Origin of the sequence: Microbacterium sp. 5K110 (genome assembly GCF_005774735.1) — a bacterium.
In the GTDB taxonomy this organism is placed as follows: Bacteria; Actinomycetota; Actinomycetes; order Actinomycetales; family Microbacteriaceae; genus Microbacterium.
Window position 1 is genome coordinate 1 of record NZ_VBUM01000073.1, and the last position, 18446, is coordinate 18446.

General features: G+C 72.2%; 12 protein-coding genes and 1 pseudogene. 6 read left to right on the forward strand and 7 right to left on the reverse strand.

Going from position 1 to position 18446, the window contains the following annotated elements; translation table 11 throughout:
• Positions 1-1002 (forward strand): annotated as a pseudogene (locus tag FE256_RS18230) (hypothetical protein); the annotation flags it as partial.
• A 116-nt stretch (positions 1003-1118) separates the two neighbouring features.
• Complete coding sequence (locus FE256_RS14030; RefSeq protein ID WP_138176722.1) at positions 1119-2117, forward strand: LLM class F420-dependent oxidoreductase; 999 nt, start codon at positions 1119-1121, stop codon at positions 2115-2117.
• Between the two features lie 67 nt (positions 2118-2184).
• On the opposite strand, the gene FE256_RS14035 is transcribed toward FE256_RS14030, so the two are convergent.
• The 3 genes from FE256_RS14035 to galT all read right to left on the reverse strand — a co-directional run bounded on the left by FE256_RS14035 (position 2185) and on the right by galT (position 6083).
• Positions 2185-3666 (reverse strand): carboxylesterase/lipase family protein, encoded by a 1482-nt coding sequence (locus FE256_RS14035; RefSeq protein WP_252371033.1) that lies wholly within the window; start codon positions 3664-3666, stop codon positions 2185-2187.
• 81 nt (positions 3667-3747) lie between these two features.
• Positions 3748-4911: a galactokinase gene (gene galK / locus FE256_RS14040; RefSeq protein WP_138176728.1), complete on the reverse strand. Its 1164-nt coding sequence runs from the start codon at positions 4909-4911 to the stop codon at positions 3748-3750.
• Positions 4908-6083, reverse strand: a complete 1176-nt coding sequence (galT, locus tag FE256_RS14045; RefSeq protein ID WP_138176731.1) for a galactose-1-phosphate uridylyltransferase — start codon at positions 6081-6083, stop codon at positions 4908-4910. Before galT ends, galK begins: the two co-directional genes overlap by 4 nt.
• 49 nt (positions 6084-6132) lie before the next feature.
• Here galT and FE256_RS14050 point away from each other — a divergent pair, with 49 nt between their 5' ends.
• Positions 6133-7092, forward strand: coding sequence for a LacI family DNA-binding transcriptional regulator (locus tag FE256_RS14050; RefSeq protein WP_252371034.1), 960 nt, complete (start codon positions 6133-6135; stop codon positions 7090-7092).
• Between the two features lie 201 nt (positions 7093-7293).
• Here FE256_RS14050 and FE256_RS14055 read toward each other — a convergent pair whose 3' ends face one another.
• Positions 7294-8760 (reverse strand): alanine/glycine:cation symporter family protein, encoded by a 1467-nt coding sequence (locus FE256_RS14055; protein WP_138176734.1) that lies wholly within the window; start codon positions 8758-8760, stop codon positions 7294-7296.
• Between the two features lie 197 nt (positions 8761-8957).
• Here FE256_RS14055 and FE256_RS14060 point away from each other — a divergent pair, with 197 nt between their 5' ends.
• A complete protein-coding gene (locus FE256_RS14060; protein ID WP_138176737.1) occupies positions 8958-9998 on the forward strand; it encodes an NAD(P)-dependent alcohol dehydrogenase in 1041 nt (346 codons plus the stop codon).
• 176 nt (positions 9999-10174) lie between these two features.
• Here the strand turns inward: FE256_RS14060 and pgm are convergent, their stop codons facing one another.
• Positions 10175-11821: a phosphoglucomutase (alpha-D-glucose-1,6-bisphosphate-dependent) gene (gene pgm, locus FE256_RS14065; protein ID WP_138176740.1), complete on the reverse strand. Its 1647-nt coding sequence runs from the start codon at positions 11819-11821 to the stop codon at positions 10175-10177.
• A 201-nt stretch (positions 11822-12022) separates the two neighbouring features.
• Here pgm and FE256_RS14070 point away from each other — a divergent pair, with 201 nt between their 5' ends.
• Together FE256_RS14070 and FE256_RS14075 are read left to right on the forward strand one after the other, a co-directional pair.
• The gene (locus FE256_RS14070; RefSeq protein ID WP_252371035.1) at positions 12023-12661 is read left to right on the forward strand and encodes a LuxR C-terminal-related transcriptional regulator; all 639 of its coding nucleotides are present in this window, start codon (positions 12023-12025) and stop codon (positions 12659-12661) included.
• Positions 12654-14828 (forward strand): sensor histidine kinase, encoded by a 2175-nt coding sequence (locus FE256_RS14075; RefSeq protein WP_138176745.1) that lies wholly within the window; start codon positions 12654-12656, stop codon positions 14826-14828. The genes FE256_RS14070 and FE256_RS14075 overlap by 8 nt, the downstream gene beginning before the upstream one ends.
• On the opposite strand, the gene FE256_RS14080 is transcribed toward FE256_RS14075, so the two are convergent.
• Positions 14771-16321 carry a chitinase gene (locus tag FE256_RS14080; protein WP_138176748.1) on the reverse strand — a complete coding sequence of 517 codons (1551 nt, stop codon included), beginning with the start codon at positions 16319-16321 and terminating at the stop codon, positions 14771-14773. The two genes, FE256_RS14075 and FE256_RS14080, sit on opposite strands and share 58 nt — an antisense overlap.
• Positions 16318-18446: glycosyltransferase family 2 protein (locus tag FE256_RS14085; protein WP_138176751.1), on the reverse strand; the 2129-nt coding region annotated here is incomplete at its 5' end. The genes FE256_RS14085 and FE256_RS14080, both read right to left, overlap by 4 nt.

Here is an 18446-nt window from a genome sequence, read left to right on the forward strand (position 1 = left end):
GCCCGGGTGTGGCGGGAGGGCGACGGCCTCTACCGTGCGCAGGACGGCGCCGTCCGCATCGAGAAGCCGACCGCCGACGGCGGATGGACGACCGCATCGTGGGACACGAAGTGCCGGGATTCGCGCGGGGCCGCCGTGTCGGCCTCGTCGACGTCGAGCACCACCGGGAACCAGGTCGTGATCGACGGGGGGACGGGGACGCGTCGTGACGGGGCGGTCGAGATCCGCTGGGCGGGCTCGTTCACCGTGGCCTTCTACGGCGGGATGACGTACTGGAGCGTCACGGATCCCGTGCTCACCCTCGACGCGTCCGGGAACGGGCGCCTCGTGGGGCGTGCCGGCGGGTACGGGACGTCGATGGACGACCTGACGGCGTGGACGTCGATCGCCCCGCGCGAGGTCGTGCTCGCCGACCTCCGTTCCGCCGCCGTGTCCGCCGAGAGCGGGTTCTCGGTGACGCCCGAGTACCTCGGGGTCGCGACCGCCGGGGGCGGCCAGATCGCGCGCTCCGACGCGAACGCCGCCCACTGGGGATCGTTCCCGCAGTCGTTCGTCGACTTCCACCGTCTGACGGGTCAGCAGGGGTACTGGCTCACGACGGGCGGAGTCCGGGATGCCGCGAAGCCGGCGACTGCGCTCACCGTCAGCTACGACGCCGATGCCCCGGTCGCCGTGCCGGCGGCATCCAGTGGGGGTGTGTCGGCGGCCGCGGCGGCGAACAACCCGCTGCGACGCGCCCCCGCGGCGCTCGACCCGGCCGCACCCGCGCTGTCGTTCCTCGCGGCCAACGCCCCCCTGACGACGCAGCCCCAGGGGCCGGGGCTCGTGCCCGACGCTCGCGGGGCGATGTCGCCTCTCGTGCTGCCGTTCCTCGGATCCGCGGCCGCGCTGAGCCTGGCGATCATCGCCGTGCTGAGCATGATGCGGGCGCTGCCGTGGCAGCGTTCCGGTGCGGTGGCCGCGCGGCGTTCGGTCTCGGGCCGCGAGACAGCAACCGGCTGACATCCCCACTGCACGCCGCCGGGGAATTGTCAGCGCGGTGCAGTCTCGCGGCCGTGGGCTGCCGAGAACGGCCGAGACCCGCGTCGATGTCGCCGGGCGCGTCTAGGGTGAAGCCCATGGAATTCGGCATCTTCGTCCCGCAGGGTTGGCGCTTCGATCTGGTGGGCATCGACCCCGCCGACCAATGGCGCGCGATGAGCGCGCTCGCCCAGAGCGCCGACGAGGGGCCGTGGGCCTCGATCTGGGTCTACGACCACTTCCACACCACGCCGGTGCCGAGCGCCGAAGCCACGCACGAGGCGTGGACGCTGATGGCCGCGTTCGCCGCCGTCACCGACCGCGTGCGTCTCGGGCAGATGTGCACGTGCATGGGGTACCGCAACCCGGCCTACCTCGCCAAGGTCGCGGCGACCGTCGACCTGATCTCGGGTGGGCGCGCCGAGATGGGGATCGGCGGCGGCTGGTATGAGCACGAGTGGCGCGCGTACGGCTACGGTTTCCCGCCGATCGCCGAGCGGCTCGGGCGCCTGCGCGAGGGCGTCGAGATCATGCACCAGGCCTGGACCACCGGCTCGGCGACGCTCGCCGGCACGTACTACGACGTCGACGGTGCGATCGTCCAGCCGCAGCCGCTGCAGTCCGGCGGCATCCCTTTCTGGATCGCGGGCGGTGGCGAGAAGGTCACGCTCAAGATCGCGGCGCGGTACGCGTCGTACACGAACTTCGGCGGCTCGCTCGACGAGTTCGACCACAAGTCCGCGGTCCTCCGCGGCCACTGCGAGGCCCTCGGCCGCGACTTCGGCGAGATCACCCGCTCGACGAACTTCAACACGATCGTGGCCGAGACCGAAGCCGAGGCCGACGAGCGTCTGGCTGCGGTCGTGGCGCGCTTGCGTCCCCACGTCGGCGACGAGCGGGCGGATGCCATCGACGCCGACTACCGCTCCTCCGACACGTTCGGCACGCCCGAGCAGATCGTCGAGCGCCTGCGGGCGCGCGCCGACCACGGCCTCGGCTACGCCATCCAGTACTTCCCCGAGGCCGCGTACGACACCTCGGGCATCTCGCTGTTCGAGCGTGAGGTGGTCCCCGCTCTCCGCGCGTCAGGCGCGTGAGGGGTCAAGAACTGTCGCCTCCGGCGCGCCGAAGCGACAGTTCTTGACCCCTCACGCGAGCTGCGGGTCAGACGAGCGGGGCGACATCCGAGTACGCGTCGGGCTCGACGGGCGGGGTGGATGCCGGGGCGTCGAAGACCCGCGCGCGGCGGGTCGTGGCATCCCACGCAGGCCAGCCGGGGTCGCCGTCGCGGACGAAGGCCACCGCCGCCGCGTGCATGGCGGCGGCGAGGTCCGTCGGAGGCGCCTCACCGGCGATCGCGGCCACCCCGCCGGCGTCGAGGTGGTCGAACCAGAACGGCACGTCGAGGCAGTGGCAGGCGAAGCCGATCGCGGGTGACGGCCACGCGAAGCGATAGACCCACGTCGGGGCGGTTCCCCGCGCGCGTGCCGTGCGGAGCACGACCGAGCGGATGACGCGATCCGAGACGTAGCCGCCCAGGAGGGCCGCCGATCCGCGCCGCCGCGACCGGGCGAGGTACGCGCGACGGCGGGAGCGCCCGAGGCCCAGGACCGCGAGAGCCAGTGGCACCGGAACCAGGCGCAAGGGCTTCCGCCAGCGCGCCGTGAGCATCGTGAACTCGTCGTCCGTGGCGCCGATCACGAGCGGCACGTCCGCGGCGGCGCCGTCCGCGAGGGCGTCGAGCGGCGCGTGGGGGAGCAGGTCGCCGTCGACGACCGGACCGATCGGCAGTCCGTCGTCGAGCAGGGTGGTGAGGCCCGACAGCCGCGGTCGTCCCGCCGGCTTCTGCGCCTGCCTCTGCAGGTCGAGCAGATGCTCTTCGGGGAGGCGCGCGAATCCGTCGCGGTCGGCCGGCACCCCGGCGAGGGCTGCGATCCGCTCGGCGAACCGGCGCGCGGCCGGAGCGGTGACGGCCCCGATCGCGGGCGAGACGGCCATGGCTCCGCGGAACAGCCCGGATGCCGCGGGGCAGGCCAGCAGCGCCAGCACCGATCCGCCGCCCGCCGACTGCCCGACGATCGTCACCCGCGCGGGGTCTCCGCCGAAGGCGGCGATCTCGTCGCGCACCCACTCCAGAGCGGCGATCTGATCGCGCAGACCCCGGTTCGACGGGGCGCCGTCGATGTGCCCGAACCCGTCGAAGCCGAGCCGGTACGAGACGACCACCGTCACGACGCCGTCGCGCGCGAACGCGTCACCGTCGTACCAGCGGCTCGCCGGCGACCCCGAGGTGAACCCGCCCCCGTGGATCCACACGAGCACCGGGAGAGCGGCATCCGGTGTCGCCCCGGCGGGCGCGAAGACGTTGACGTTCAGCGTCGCGTCGCCGGGCACGCTCGGCTCGGGGATCAGCGTGATGCCGGTGTCGCCGCGCTGGGCGGTCGCCCCGTACTCCGTGGCGTCGCGCACGCCCTCCCACGGGGTGGCCGGCTGCGGAGCGGCGAACCGCAGCGCTCCGACGGGAGCCTGGGCGAACGGGATGCCGAGGAAGACCGCCGTCCCGCCGCGCGCGAACCCGCGCACGCGGCCCCGGGTGGTGGCGACGACGGGGTCCTTGGCATCCATCGCCCCATCTTCTCGTGCCATCCGCGTGAGTCGCCAAGAATTGTCACCTGGCGAGTGCGCAGGGCGACAGATCTTGGCGCCTCGCGCATTCGGCCTGCGGCCTCAGGCGTCGCGGCGCGCGCCCTGCGACGGCGTCACGGTGAAGACGTTCGAGGCGCGGAATCCGGATGCCGCGAACGCGGCGTGCACGGCGTCGGTCGCCGCGGGCACGAGGTCGGCGGGGATCAGGGCGATCGCCGCGCCGCCGAAGCCGCCGCCGGTCATGCGCGCGCCGAGGGCGCCCGCGGCCAGCGTCGTCTCGACGGCGAGGTCGAGCTCGGGCACCGAGATCTCGAAGTCGTCGCGCATCGACACGTGCGACGCGGTCAGCAGGTCGCCGATCGCGCGCGGGCCGTCGGCGTCGAGGGCGGCGACGGTGTCGAGCACGCGTTGGTTCTCGGTCACGATGTGCCGCACGCGGCGGAAGGTGACGTCGTCGAGGATCTCGGCGGCGCGCGGCAGATCGTCGACGGCGAGGTCGCGCAAGGCGGGCACGCCGAAGGCGGCGGCGCCCTTCTCGCACGAGGCGCGGCGCTCGCGGTAGCCGCCCGAGGAGTGGGCGTGCTCGACGAGCGTGTCCACGACGAGGATCTCCAGACCCGCCTCGGCGAAGCCCAGGGCCACCGGCCGGGTCTCGAGCGTGCGGCAGTCGAGGAACGTCGCCGCATCCGCGACGCCGAGCATCGAGGCCATCTGGTCCATGATCCCGGTGGGGGCCCCGACCGCGTCGTTCTCGGCGGTGCGGCCGACGCGGGCCAGCGCCACGGTGTCGAGACCGGCGCCCCACACGTCGTTGAGGGCGGAGGCCACGGCCCCCTCGATCGCGGCCGACGACGACAGGCCCGCCCCCACCGGCACCTCCGAGGCCAGGGCGATGTCGACGCCCCGGGGCGTGGCATCCGGGGCCGCGGCGCGCAGCGCCCACGCCACACCCAGCGGGTAGCCCGCCCAGTCGAGGCCGCCGGCGGCGATGCGGGCGTCGAGCTCGGACAGCGGCACCTCGACGGCCTCGTCGGCGAAGGTCGACCGCACGCGGATCACGTCGTCGGAGCGGAGGGCCACCGCGGCGGCGGTGCGCTGCGCGATCGCGAACGGCAGGACGAACCCTTCGTTGTAGTCGGTGTGCTCGCCGATGAGGTTGGCGCGGCCCGGCGCCGACCAGACCCCCGCAGGAGCGGCATCCGTCAGGGTGGCGAGCAGGGCGCGGGCGTCGTCGACGGCGGTCATGCCGTCGCCTCCGGGATGGTCTCGAGGGCGGCGCGCAGGCGGTCGGCCTGGGCCTCGGGGGTGATGTCGCCGATCCACGCGCCCATGGCGGACTCGGATCCGGCGAGGTACTTCAGCTTGTCGGCGGCGCGGCGGGGCGAGGTGATCTGCAGGTTCACCCGCACGCTGTCGCGTGCGCGGTCGACCGGGGCCTGGTGCCACGCCGCGATGTACGGGGTGGGGGTGTCGTACAGCGCGTCGATGCCGCGCAGCAGCCGCAGGTAGAAGGGGGCGAGCTCGTCGCGCTCGGCCTCCGTCGTCTCGGCGAGGTCGGCGACGTGGCGGTGCGGCAGCACGTGCACCTCGATGGGCCAGCGCGCCGCGAACGGCACGAACGCCGTCCAGTGCTCGCCGCGCAGGACGACGCGCTCGCCGGCGCCCTCGAACTCGAGGATGCGCTGGAAGACGTCGGGCGAGGTGCGGGCGACGGTGTCGAGCAGGCGCTGCGTGCGCGGGGTGACGTAGGGGTAGGCGTAGATCTGCCCGTGCGGGTGGGGGAGGGTGACGCCGATCTCCTGCCCGCGGTTCTCGAACGGGAAGACCTGCCGGATGCCGGGCAGAGCCGACAGCGCGGCTGTGCGGTCGGCCCACGCCTCGATGACGGTGCGGGCGCGCGTGCGCGACAGCGTGCCGAACGAGCCCTCGTGCTCGGGGCTGAAGCAGACCACCTCGCACCGCCCGACGGAGGTGCGAGTGCGCCCTAGGCCGAGGTGCTCGAGGTCGTCGTCGTCGCGCGGCGGATCGCTCGCGGCCGGGGCGTCGGCGGTGGCGACGTCGAGCGCGGGTCCGAACGACGGCGACTTGTTCTCGAACACGGCGACGTCGTAGCGCGAGGGGATCTCGGACGGGTTCGTCGGCGTCTGCGGAGCGAGCGGGTCGAGGTGCGCCGGCGGAAGGAACGCGCGATTCTGACGATTGGATGCCACGGTGATCCAGTCGCCCGTGAGGATGTCCTGCCGCATCGTCGCCGTGGCGGGCCGCGGGGCGAGCGTGCGGGCGTCGACGGAGCGTTCGGGGCCGAGCGTCGTGTCGGCATCGTCGAAGTAGATGAGCTCGCGGCCGTCGGCCAAGCGCGTGGGGCGTTTGACGACTCCGGCGCCGAGCGCCACTGCGGTGGGGCTGTCCGTGTTCACGATAACACGCTACATTCCGCCCGTGATATCGTCAACACGGGAGGCGATCATGCGAGTGTCCATGGCCGATGTGGCCGCAGCGGCGGGGGTGTCCGCCCAGACCGTCTCGCGCGTGGCCAACGGCAGCCCGCGCGTGGATCCCGCGACCCGTGCCCGCGTCGAGGCGGCGATGAGCGACCTCGGTTATCGCATGCACCGCGCCGCGCGCGCCCTCCGCACCGGGCAGACCTCCACGATCGGACTCGTCGTGTCGACGCTGGCCTCGGTCGGTAACTCGCGGATGCTGCAGGCGATCTCCGAAGCGGCGGCCGCACGCGACTACGCCCTGGCCGTCGTGACGGTGGGGGAGCGCGGCATCCGGGATGCCTTCGCGCGCCTGCGCGCCCAGGGCGTCGACGGGGCCGTCGTGTTGAACGAGGCGACCGAGCTCGTGCGCGACATCGACCCGCCCGGTGACCTGCACCTCGTCGTGGTGGATTCGCCGCCCGACGAGCGATTCTCGATCGTGCAGACCGATCACGCCGGCGGTGCCCGCCTCGCCACGGAGCATCTGCTCGCCCTCGGCCACCCCACGGTTCATCACATCGCCGGGCCCGCACGGTCGTTCGCCGCCGCCGAACGTGAGCGCGGGTGGCGTGCCGCACTGTCCGACGCCGGGGTCACGGCGCCCGAGCCGGTCCGCGGCGATTGGACCTCGGCATCCGGTCATTCCGCCGTCGCCGCGCTGACCGGAGCCACCGCGGTCTTCGTCGCGAACGACCAGATGGCCCTCGGCGCGCTGCGGGCGTTCGCCGACGCCGGTCGCCGCGTGCCCGACGACGTCGCCGTGGTCGGTTTCGACGACATCGTGGATGCCGCCGAGTACCGCCCGCCCCTCACCACCGTGCGGCAGGACTTCGACGCCCTGGGCCGCGACGCGGTCACGGCGCTCATCGCCGCGATCGAGGGCGGCGTGCCGGTGGCGCAGACGGTTCCGGCGACCCTCGTCGTGCGGGCCAGCGCGCGCTGACGCGGCGGCGCGCCTGCGACATGCGGTCCCGCACGCGCGGGGCGGCGGCGTGCGCCCGGAACAGGGGCGGCGGCGTGCGCCGAAAACAGGGGATGCCACGAGAACAGGCCGATCCGCGCGGGATCGGCCTGTTCTCGGCTCATCGCCTGTTCTCGTGACGCGGGTTGGGCGCGTCCGCGGCGGAGGCGGGTCCGCGCGGCGTCAGCGTCGTCGGGCCGCGGGAAGGTCGATCGGGCCGGTGACCGACAGCTCGTTCTCCCAGACCTCGATCCCGCGGACCCCGGGCAGCCGCGCCTGGGTGAAGACCGGGTCCAGACCCTCCCGCCGTTGCTGGGTGTAGTCCTTCAGGAGCCTGAACGCAACGCCCGAGAGCAGGGCGATGGCGACCAGGTTGACGATGGCCATGAATCCCATCGCCCCGTCGGCGAAGTTCCAGACGACGTCGGCCGAGACGAGGGCTCCGGCGAACACGGCCGCGATCGCGAAGAGACGGTAGCCGAGGAGCACCTGCGGGCTCGAGGTGATGAACTCGATGTTGGTCTGGCCGTAGTAGTAGTTGCCGAGGATCGAGCTGAACGCGAGCAGGAAGATGATGACGATCAGCAGGATGTTCGACCAACTGCCGAGTGCGCCGACGACCGCCCCCTGCGTCAGCCCGATGCCCCGCTCGGCGCCCGCGAGATCGGGCACCGAGACGAGGATCAGGAATGCCGTGATCGAGCACACCAGGAACGTGTCGAAGTACACGCCGAGGGTCTGCACGAGACCCTGTTTCACTGGGTGCGTCACGGCCGCGCTCGCGCCGGCGTTGGGTGCCGAGCCGAGCCCCGCCTCGTTCGAGAACATGCCCCGCTTGACGCCGGTGAGGATGATGTAGCCGAGGGCTGCGCCGACGATCTCGTTCGGGCCGAACGCCGAGGTGAAGATCAGCGCGAACACGCTGGGCAGGCGCTCGATGTGGATGGCGACGATCACGAGCCCGAGGAGCAAGTACAGCAGCGCCATGACGGGGACGAGCGTCTGCGTGACGGAGGCGATCCGACGGACGCCACCGAAGATGACGAGTCCCATCAGGACCGCCAGAGCGGCCCCGATGACCACCGGGAGCCACGCTGCGGAGTCGTCGCCGAAGCTCCCCGAGATGGTGGCTTGGATGGTGTTCGCCTGCAGGGAGCTGAAGGCGATCGGGAAGCAGATGATGAGGATGACGGCGAACAGCACACCCATCCATCGCGCGCCGAGTCCGCGCTGCATGTAGTAGGCGGGGCCGCCGAGGAACCCGTCCTTGTCCCGCGTTTTGTAGAGCTGCGCCAGCGACGACTCGATGAAGGCGGATGCACCACCCACGAAAGCCATCAGCCACATCCAGAAGATCGCGCCGGGGCCGCCGATCGCGATGGCGGTTCCCACTCCCGCGATGTTGCCGACGCCCACCCGCGAGGCTGCGGAGATCGTGAACGCTTGGAACGAGGAGATGGACTGCGGTTCACCGGTCTCGGTGCGCGGCGTCCGATCCTTCAACGTCCGGAACATCTCGGGGATCAGGCGAAACTGCACGACGCCGGAGCGGATCGTGAAGTACACGCCGAGGCTGACGACGATCGGGAGGACGATCCACGTCCACAGGTTGTCGCCCCAGGTCAGCAGCCAGGCATTTACAGAATCCATCCGCACAGTATGGTGACCGCGACCGCCGCTCGCCAGTTCACCGCGGGCGCGAGCGTCGACGCCGCGGGCCGCGAGGGAGCCCCGGGCGGCGCGGATTCGCCGCGCCCGTGGCATCCCCCCTTCCGCCGATTCCGCCCTGCGGGCCGCGAACCACGGAAGGATGGAGAGGTTCGACATCCCCCTCTCCGAGGAGCCCCATGCACGTCAACGCTTACGCGGCGTCGTCCGCGACGTCCCCCCTCGAGCCCACCACGATCGAGCGGCGCCAGGTCGGCCCCGCCGACGTCCTGATCGACATCGCCTACGCCGGCATCTGCCACTCCGACATCCACACCATCCGTGGCGAGTGGGGCGAGGTTCCCTACCCGCTGACCGTCGGTCACGAGATCGTCGGGACGGTCGCCGAGGTCGGATCCGACGTCACGAAGCACGCCGTCGGCGACCGCGTCGGCGTCGGCTGCATGGTCAACTCGTGCCGCGAGTGCGAGAACTGCCGCGCCGGCGAGGAGCAGTACTGCCTCAACGGCAACATCGGCACCTACGGCGCGATCGACCGCGACGGCACCGTGACCCAGGGCGGTTACTCGCAGAAGATCGTCGTCGACCAGGACTTCGTGCTGCGCGTGCCCGAGTCGATCCCCTACGAGGCGGCCGCGCCGCTGCTGTGCGCCGGCATCACGACGTATTCGCCGCTGAACCACTGGAACGCTGGCCCCGGCAAGAAGGTCGCGATCGTCGGTCTCGGTGGTCTCGGGCACATGGCCGTCAAGATCGCTCACGCCATGGGCGCCGAGGTCACCGTGCTGTCGCAGACGCTCAGCAAGAAGGACGACGGCCTGAAGATGGGCGCCGACCACTACTTCGCCACGAGCGACCCCGAGACGTTCCGGACGCTGAAGAACACGTTCGACCTCATCGTCAACACCGTCAGCGCCCCGCTGGACCTCAAGCAGTACCTCGGCACGCTGACGCTCGACGGCACGATGGTCAACGTCGGCGCCCCGCCCGAGCCCCTGCCCATCCAGGTCTTCACGCTGTTCACCAACCGCCGGTCCTTCGCGGGGTCGTCGATCGGTGGCATCCGCGAGACGCAGGAGATGCTCGACTTCTGCGCCGAGAAGGGCATCGCGCCCGAGGTCGAGGTCATCCCGGCCTCGGCGATCAACGACGCGTACGAGCGCGTGCTGAAGAGCGACGTGCGCTACCGCTTCGTCATCGACGCCGCGACGCTCGCCTGATCCCGGATGCCACAACCCCGACGTTCTCCGGAGCGTCGGCGCCGCGGCATCCCCCGCCCCCTCCACCGATAAACGCCGATCCTTCCGGGAAACGCTGCGTCGCAGCGTGTCTCGATAGGATCGGCGTTTATCGGGGGGCGCGGGGCGCAGGGCGCCGGGCGCAGCGCAGGGCTGAGTCAGGCCTGGCCCAGCGCGGCAGAGACCACCGCGCGGGCCTCTTCCTGCACCTCGCGGAGGTGCTCCTCGCCGCGCAGCGACTCGGCGTACAGCTTGTAGACGTCTTCGGTGCCCGAGGGGCGCGCGGCGAACCACGCGGACTCGGTCTGCACCTTGAGGCCGCCGATCGCCGCGCCGTTGCCCGGCGCGTGCGAGAGCTTCGCGACGATCGGCTCTCCGGCCAGCTCGGTCGCCGTCACGGCCTCGGGCGAGAGCTTCGACAGCGCCGACTTCTGGGCGGGTGTCGCGGGGGCGTCGACGCGCTGGTAGGCCGAGGCGCCGAACTGCGCCTCGAGCTCGGCGTAGCGCTGCGACGGCGTCTTGCCGGTGACCGCGAGGATCTCGGCGGCGAGCAGGCACAGCAGGATGCCGTCCTTGTCGGTGGTCCAGACAGTGCCGTCCTTGCGCAGGAACGATGCTCCGGCCGACTCCTCGCCGCCGAAGGCGACGGATCCGTCGAGGAGGCCGGGAACGAACCACTTGAAGCCGACCGGAACCTCCAGCAGAGTCTTGCCGAGGGCGGATGCCACCTTGTCGATGATCATCGACGACACCAGGGTCTTGCCCACCGCGGCATCCGCGGGCCAGCCGGGGCGGTGCGAGAAGAGGTAGTCGATCGCGACGGCGAGGTAGTGGTTGGGGTTCATGAGCCCCGCGTCGGGGGTGACGATGCCGTGGCGGTCGGCGTCGGCGTCGTTGCCCGTGAGGATGTCGTAGTCGGCGCGGGCCGCGACGAGCGACGCCATCGCCGAGGGCGACGACGGATCCATGCGGATCTTCTCGTCCCAGTCCAGCGTCATGAACTTCCACGTCGGGTCGACTTCGGGGTTCACGACGGTGAGGTCGAGGCCGTAGACCTCGGCGATGAGCGCCCAGTACTCCACCGAGGCGCCGCCGAGCGGGTCGGCGCCGATGCGGACGCCGGCGTTCTTGATCGCGTCGACGTCGATGATGGATGCCAGATCCCGGACGTACGCGTCGCGGAAGTCGTACTGGCCGAGGGTGTCGAGGTCGATGTCGGCGTGACGCGTGCGGTGCACGCCCTCGAGGCCCGCGGCGATGAGCTGGTTCGCGCGGTCGGCGATCCACCCCGTCGCGTCGGTGTCGGCGGGGCCGCCGTGCGGCGGGTTGTACTTGAAGCCACCGTCGCGCGGCGGGTTGTGCGAGGGCGTCACGACGATGCCGTCGGCGCGACCGGGGTCGTCCGCAGCGCGGTCGCGGTTGTAGGTGAGGATCGCGTGGCTGAGGGCGGGGGTCGGCACCCACGAGTCGCGCGCGTCGACCCGCACGTCGACGCCGTTGGCCACGAGCACCTCGATCGCACTGCGCTCGGCCGGCAGAGACAGGCCGTGCGTGTCGCGCCCGAGGAAGAGCGGACCGGTGATGCCCTGCGTGGCGCGGTAGTCGACGATCGCCTGCGTCGTGGCGAGGATGTGGTCCTCGTTGAAGCTCGTACTCAGCGACGAGCCCCGGTGCCCGCTCGTGCCGAACGCGACGCGCTGCTCGGGCACGGTGGCATCCGGTTTGCGGTCGTAGTAGGCGGCGATCAGTTCGTCGATGTCGATGAGATCGGATGCCTCGGCGGGCTGTCCTGCGCGACTGCTCATGCCCACAGTCTGCCCGCTGCGCGGCCCTCGCGCACACGCTCGGAGGCATTCGCGCCGCAGAAGATCCCATGAATGCCTCGTGCGCGAGAAGCCTGCCCTGCTGGATCCGGGCGACCATCGGGCGATCGGCACCGGTTCGGGTCGTCGTCATGTGGTGCCCGCGGGTGCCGGGGATGGATAAAGTCTGAACGGGGAGGGATCGTGAGACGTATCGGTGTCGTCGACGACCACGATCTCGTGGGACTGGCCTTGCGCAACCTCGTCGATGCGTCGACAGGGCTGAGCTTCGCGCGCCACGAGCGGAGCGTTCCGGCGATGACCCGTGCAGCACGCGACGCCGACCTGGTGCTCCTCGACCTCAGCCTGCGCGATGACAGCACGCCGCAGGAGAACGTCGAGGCGCTGCGGCGCTGGGGTGCGCACGTGCTCGTGCTGACCTCGGCCGAGAACCCCTACCTCGTGCGGGAGGCCTCGCGTACCGCCGCGCTCGGCATCGCACGCAAGTCGCTGCCCGGCGACGACCTGGTGACGGCCATCATCGACGCCGCCGAGGGGCGCCACGTCCCCACGACCGAGTGGGCGTCGGCGCTGGACTCGGATCCCGGACTCACCGCCGCACCGCTGACCGCCCGCGAACGCGAAGTGCTCTCGCTGTACGCCTCGGGGATGGGCGCGCGCGAGGTCGCCGCCACGCTGTGGGTGAGCGAGAACACCGTCAACGACCACTTGCGACGGATCAAGGCCGTCTATCAGCGTCTCGGGCGACCGGCCCCGAGCAAGGTGGATCTGTATCGGCGCGGTATCGAAGACGGGTTCCTCCCCGTCCCCCGTCGTGACTGAGGCTCCCGGCGTCGGCCCCGCCGTGCGGGCCACCCAACGCGCCCTGCTGCTCGCGGTCGCGGTGTCGATCCTCGCCTCGGCCGCGGCGGCTGTCCTGGTCGTGTCGACCGTCAACGAGGCCGCGGCGCCCTCGTGGTGGTCGGCGGTGATGATCGTCGCCTTCGCCGTCCTGCTGGCGGGAGGGGGGATCAGTGCGCTGCTGGGTCCCCGAGTCGGCCGCCGCGTCGCGGGGACGGCGGTGGCGGTCTTCGCGGCCACGGTGCTGGCCTACCCTGCCGCCGGTCTGGCGGCGGTCGAAGCCGGCCAGGAGGGGACGATCCCGTGGCTGCTGACCGCCGTCTCGGCCCCGGCGCTCGCGGCTCTGGTCGCGGGCGGATGGCGGTGGGTGGCGTCGCTGCTCTCGCTCTGGTTGGTGGTGGTGGTGTTCTCGCGCTTCCTGCTCGGCGGGTATTCGCTCACGGGGCTGGCCAACGACACCCAAGCGCTGCTGTCGGCGGTCACCACGTGCGCGGTCGCCGCGGCCGCCCTGCGTGCCGCCGTCCACGTGGACCGCTCCGCCGAGCAGACGGCCGTGGCTGCCGTGGCCGAGGCGGAGGAACGTGCGCGTCTGTCGGCGCGATCGCGCGCGGCCGCTTTCGTGCATGACGAGGTGCTCGCCGCTCTCCGCGGCGTCGCCGAGGCCCAGCCCGAGACGGAGGCGGCCGTGCTGCAGCAGGCCGCGCGTGCCACGGCGACCGTCGGCGACCGTCCGCGGTCCGCCGATCTGGTCGACCGTCTGGGAACACTCGCCGCCGCGACCGGCGCCGCGCTGCACGCCGAGCGCGCGCCGGACGCGGCGCCCTGCCCGCCGGAGGTCGCCGACGCGCTCGTCGCGGCGGCAGCCCAGGCGTTGGAGAACACCCGACGCCACGCCCCGGGCGCCCGCTCCCGCGTCCGGGTCGACCTCGAGTCCACGGGCGGGCGGATCGAGATCACGGAAGACGGCCCCGGCTTCTGCCCGCGGCGCGTGGCGACGGATCGACTCGGGATCGCCGTGACCATCCTCGGCGTGCCCGGGCGGATCCCCGGAATGGAGGCCGAGGTCGACAGCGCCCCGGGCGAGGGGACGCGCGTGCGTCTGCGGTGGAGTGTTCCGGAGCCGTTCGCGGAGGACCCCCGCGTCGCGGGGTTGTCGCTGCGCACGCGCGAACGCCTGGTCGGATCGCTCTTCCTCGTGACGCAGACGGCCGTCGCGGCCGTCGCGGCGGTGCAGGGCGGTCTCGCCGGTCCGGGTGCGGTGTCGCTCGCGATGCTCGGGGTCCTGCTGGGGGTCGCTGCCCTCGTCGGCCGGGCACGCGGCGAGATCACCCGAACGCGCGCTTTCGCGGTCGTCGCGGCGCTGTGCGGGTTCGTCGCTCTCGGCCTCACCGGCATCCCCGCCCCGATCACGTACGGGTCGGCGTGGTTCGTCACGGCGGCGGCGTTCGTGCTGGTCTCGCTGGCCCTGCGGGGCCGCGGCGACGCCGCGCTGACGGGGGCCGGCATCCTGCTGTCGTTCCTGGGCATCGACGCGATCGGACGCGTGGCGGATCTGCCGCAGATGCTCGGGATCGGAACGCGGGTGGCGACGGTGGTGTGCTTGAGCGTCGTGTTCGTCGCGATGTTGAAGCAGTTGCGCCGGTCCGCCGCGAGCCAGGCCGAACGCCGCATCGCCTCGGCTCGACGCGCGGCGTGGGACGCCGCATCCCACGCCGAGCTGCTCGCCCACCTCGCGGAGGTCGAGTCGTTCGCGCGGCCGTTGCTGGAGCGTGTGGTCGCGGCCGGCCGGGTCGCCGACGACGACCGCGCCGAAGCCCGGGCGGTCGAGGGTCGCTTGCGCGATGGCTACCGGGCGGGGCGACTGCACGGCCACGGGATCGCGGATGCCGCGATGCGGGCGCGCTTGCGCGGCGTCGACGTCGTACTGCTCGACGACGGCGGCACGGTGGGGCCGTCCGAGGCGTGGCTCCCGGCGCTGGCCGATCTCGTGCGCGACAGCTTGTCGACGGCGCGACGGCGCATCGTCGTGCGCGTGCTCCCGCCCGGGCGTGCCGACCTGGCGCACGTCGTGACGGACGGTCGGTTGACGGTCTACCCCGCGGCGGTGTCCCCCGCGGGGGCGACGTCGATCGGAGTCCAGGGCGAGTAGTCGCGGTCGAGGATCGAGCGTTCCGGGTTCTGCCCGCGCGACCACCACCGCGCTTCGTAGCCGGTGCCGTCGAGCAGGACGCGGTCGCCCTGGTTGTACAGCACGTCCGCCTGCCACTCGGGGTACGTGCCGTCCGGCAGCTGCGGCAGCGTGAAGGGCCGGTCGGATGCCAGAACCGGTCCGAGATAGCTCCACGCCGAGGCGGTGGTGTCCAGCATCGGATCGTCCGGCGGGGTGCCGTCCTCGTTCCACCACTTCGACACGTAGACCGAACCGTGCCACACGACCTTGATCCCGCGGGAGTAGAACGCCGTCGAGCTCCATACCGGATACGGGCTGGTCTTCGGATCGTCCTCGACCACGGGCTGGTCGGGGGCGGGGCCCGCGGCCTCGACGCGGCCGAGATAGCCCGTGGACAGCACGTCGGCGAACGACTCGCCGCTTTGCTCCACTCCGCTGCAGCGGGTCGACACCGTCCCGGTGAAGGGGTAGTTGGACCCGCACGTGCGGTCGCGGTTGAGCGACCACATCGACATCCGCGCGAGTCCGCGTTCGCTCGCGAACGACACGAGTGCGCGCGCATCGTCGAGCGTGAACGTCTCGGTGGGCACGTCGTTGCGGCCGATCATGGGCGTGGCGCCCATCACCGCCCACACCCCGCCCGGCGGCAGGTCGACGTCGGCGCGGTCCCAGAGTCCCTGGAGCTGGGCGGCCGTGGCATCCAGAGCGCCCTTCGAGACGGAGACGAGGTCTCGAGGCGCCTGGATGCCGTAGTTCATGGTCATCGCGTTGACCCCGGTGAGCTGCACCCCGGCGTCGAGCATCGTCGACACGAGGTCGCGCCCCGCCGCTGTCAACCCGTCGGGCGCGACCGGGAGCGTCACCCACACCTCGAGCGGGTCGTCCGCGGGCCGCTCCCGTTGGAGGAGCGCCACGGCGGCGGCGCGTCGCTCGGTGGCTGCGCGGTCGTCGAGGGCCTCGCCTTCGATGTCGAGGTCGATCGTGTCGGTGCCGTAGCGATCGATCACCGTGCCGTAGGCGGCGGCGAGGCTCGCGGGGCTCGCGCATGCGCGGGCGAGTTCGGTGTTCACGGCGCCGCCGAACGAGACCGTCACGGGGCGCCCTTCGCGGCGCAGACGTTCGACGCGGCGATCGAGGTCGAAGCGGGTCGCGGCGTCGTCGAGCGTGTACGCCTTGCCCCACGTCGGCGTGCACTCGGTGTCCGAAGCGGCGACCACGAAGGCCAGGACCGCACCCCCGGGCGAGGTCGCTAGCGCGCTCTCGGCCAGTTCCGCCCCCTGATCGAGGGTGACGTCGTAGTAGCCGGCGAACCAGCGCTCGTCGAGGGGCGTGCCGGTCACCGGGAGCGTGATCGGAGGAGCGACGGCGGCCACCCCGACTCCGATCAACGCCGCTCCGCCCAGGAGGCTCGCCGCGACCCGGGCCCACGACACGCGCCGCCCCGAGAACCGCTGGCGCTTGCGAGGAGTCATCCGGTCACCGGTTCGATCAGCCCGTCGTCCAAGACGCGTCGCCAGGCGGGCACGGAGTCCTCTTGCGTCGCCGAGGCACGCGCGCGGACGGGCACCCAGATCCACTCCAGCCACCCGTTCCACAGGTCGGCGATGGAGTTGCGGACCCCGACGAGCCGGACCATCGCCCCGACCACGCACACGGCGGTGAAGGCGGCGAAGGCGGCGGCGATCCAGGATCCCTCGCCGACCGAGCGGACGGCGACGATGATCGAGGCGGCGGCGACGACGAGCGGGGCCAGGATCAGCAGCGCCCCCGCCGGCGTGCGCCGGCCCTCCTTGGGGGTGCGGGCGAAGGCGACGCGGTGTCCGGTGAAGGCCTGCGCGATCGAGCCGATCGTGCCGGCGAGGTTCACCGCGAGCAGCAGCAGGTTCAGCCCGTACACCCCCAGGATGTCGCGGCGACGGTAGCCCAGCATCCGCAGATCGTGCGCCATCTCGACGAAGTAGGGCAGGGCGATGAGGATCAGGACGATGCTGACCAGTTCACCGTTGAGCGGCACGACCGTCAGCAGCACCAACAGCCCGGCCGTCACCCAGGCGATCGAGCCGAGGTAGTTGGTGCGCAGCAGCATCTCTGCCGTGCGCAGGGGATGGCCGGCCGCCCGGCGAGCCGCGGCGGTCCTCCACAGCGCCGGGAGCACGAGCAGCCCGCCGTTGGCCCAGCGGCGGCGCTGGACGACGAGAGTGCCGAAGTCCGGCGGCGTGGCGCTGTAGCTCAACCGCTCGGGGTAGTTCACCAGCCGCCAGCCGTGTCCGATGACGTCGATGCTGGCCTCGGTGTCCTCGATGACCGTCCGTCCTCTGATGAAGCGGACGACCTCCCGGCCGTCGACCGTCTCGACGGTGCCGAGGTCCTCGAGCAGCGACCACCGGATCACCGCGTTCGCGCCGACCCAGAACGTGGCGTCGAACGCCGTCAGCCCCTGGTGCACCAGGTGCTGGAGGTCGGTGGTCGCGCCGGCGAGGCGTTCGATGGCGCTGCGCCGACCGCGATAGGCCGAGTAGGGGGTCTGGATCACGCCGACGCGTTCGTACCCGGGCTGCTGCAGCGCGTGCAGGAGGCGGGCGGCGTACTCGGGCAGCAGCATCGAGTCGGCGTCCAGGGTGATCACCGCGTCGCACACCGGCACGTCGACCACGTGCTCGATGCCGTCCAGGTCGCGCAAGTGGTGGACGCCGCCCACGAGCGCCAGGTAGACGTTGAGGTTCGCCGCCTTGGTCGGCTCGTGCGACAGCGACGGGAAACGCTTGCGCTCGAACACCTCGATCTCGGCGCCGAGGATGCGCGTCAAGCGTCGGGCGAGGGACTGCACCCGCGTCGACGACAGAATCTCTTCGTCGACGTCTCCGGCCTCACCCAGCGCGTCCGCGACCGAGCCCAGATCGTCGGCGAGCGACCCCAGCACCTGCTCGGCGAAGAACGTCTCGACGTGTCCGTCCCGGGGCTCGGCGGTCGCGCACTCGCGTGCCCAGCGCGCGACGGTCGCGTAGGCCTCGGCGACGACGCGACGGGCCTCGGGGGCGGGCAGCGTCCGGGCGCGCGTCACGGCGTCCTGCGCACACTCCCGCGGGGCGGCGAGCTCGAGGCGGATCTCGTCGGCGATCGCCCGGGTGCGGGCCACGCGGTCGCGCAGCGCCGGGTCGTCGCCGGGAGGATCGTCCAGCAGCAGTACCACCCGCAGGTGCGGAGCCTCCTGCAGCGCCACCGACCACAGCGCCATGCGCACGTAGGCGGGGTCCTCGCCGTACGAGGGCAGCAGGGCGAGGACGCGGACGTCGTCGTGGTCGAATCCCTCGTCGATGTCGGCCCGCCGGGCGCGTCGGTGCGCCGCGAGCCGGGGGAGGGCCCCCACGCGAGCCAGGAGGTACATGCCCGCCGAGAACGTCAGCATCGTGACGGAGATCAGGAACAGCGCCGTCCCGAGCAGATGCCACACGTCCACGAGTGCCGCGCCGCGTGACAGGGTGACGACGACGGTGGTCATGTACAGCAGCCACAGCGCGACGCAGATCACCAACGCGACCCGCGAGCGTGCGATACCGGCCGCCGTGGGCCGGGGATGCAGGGCGCCAGGGGTGGGGT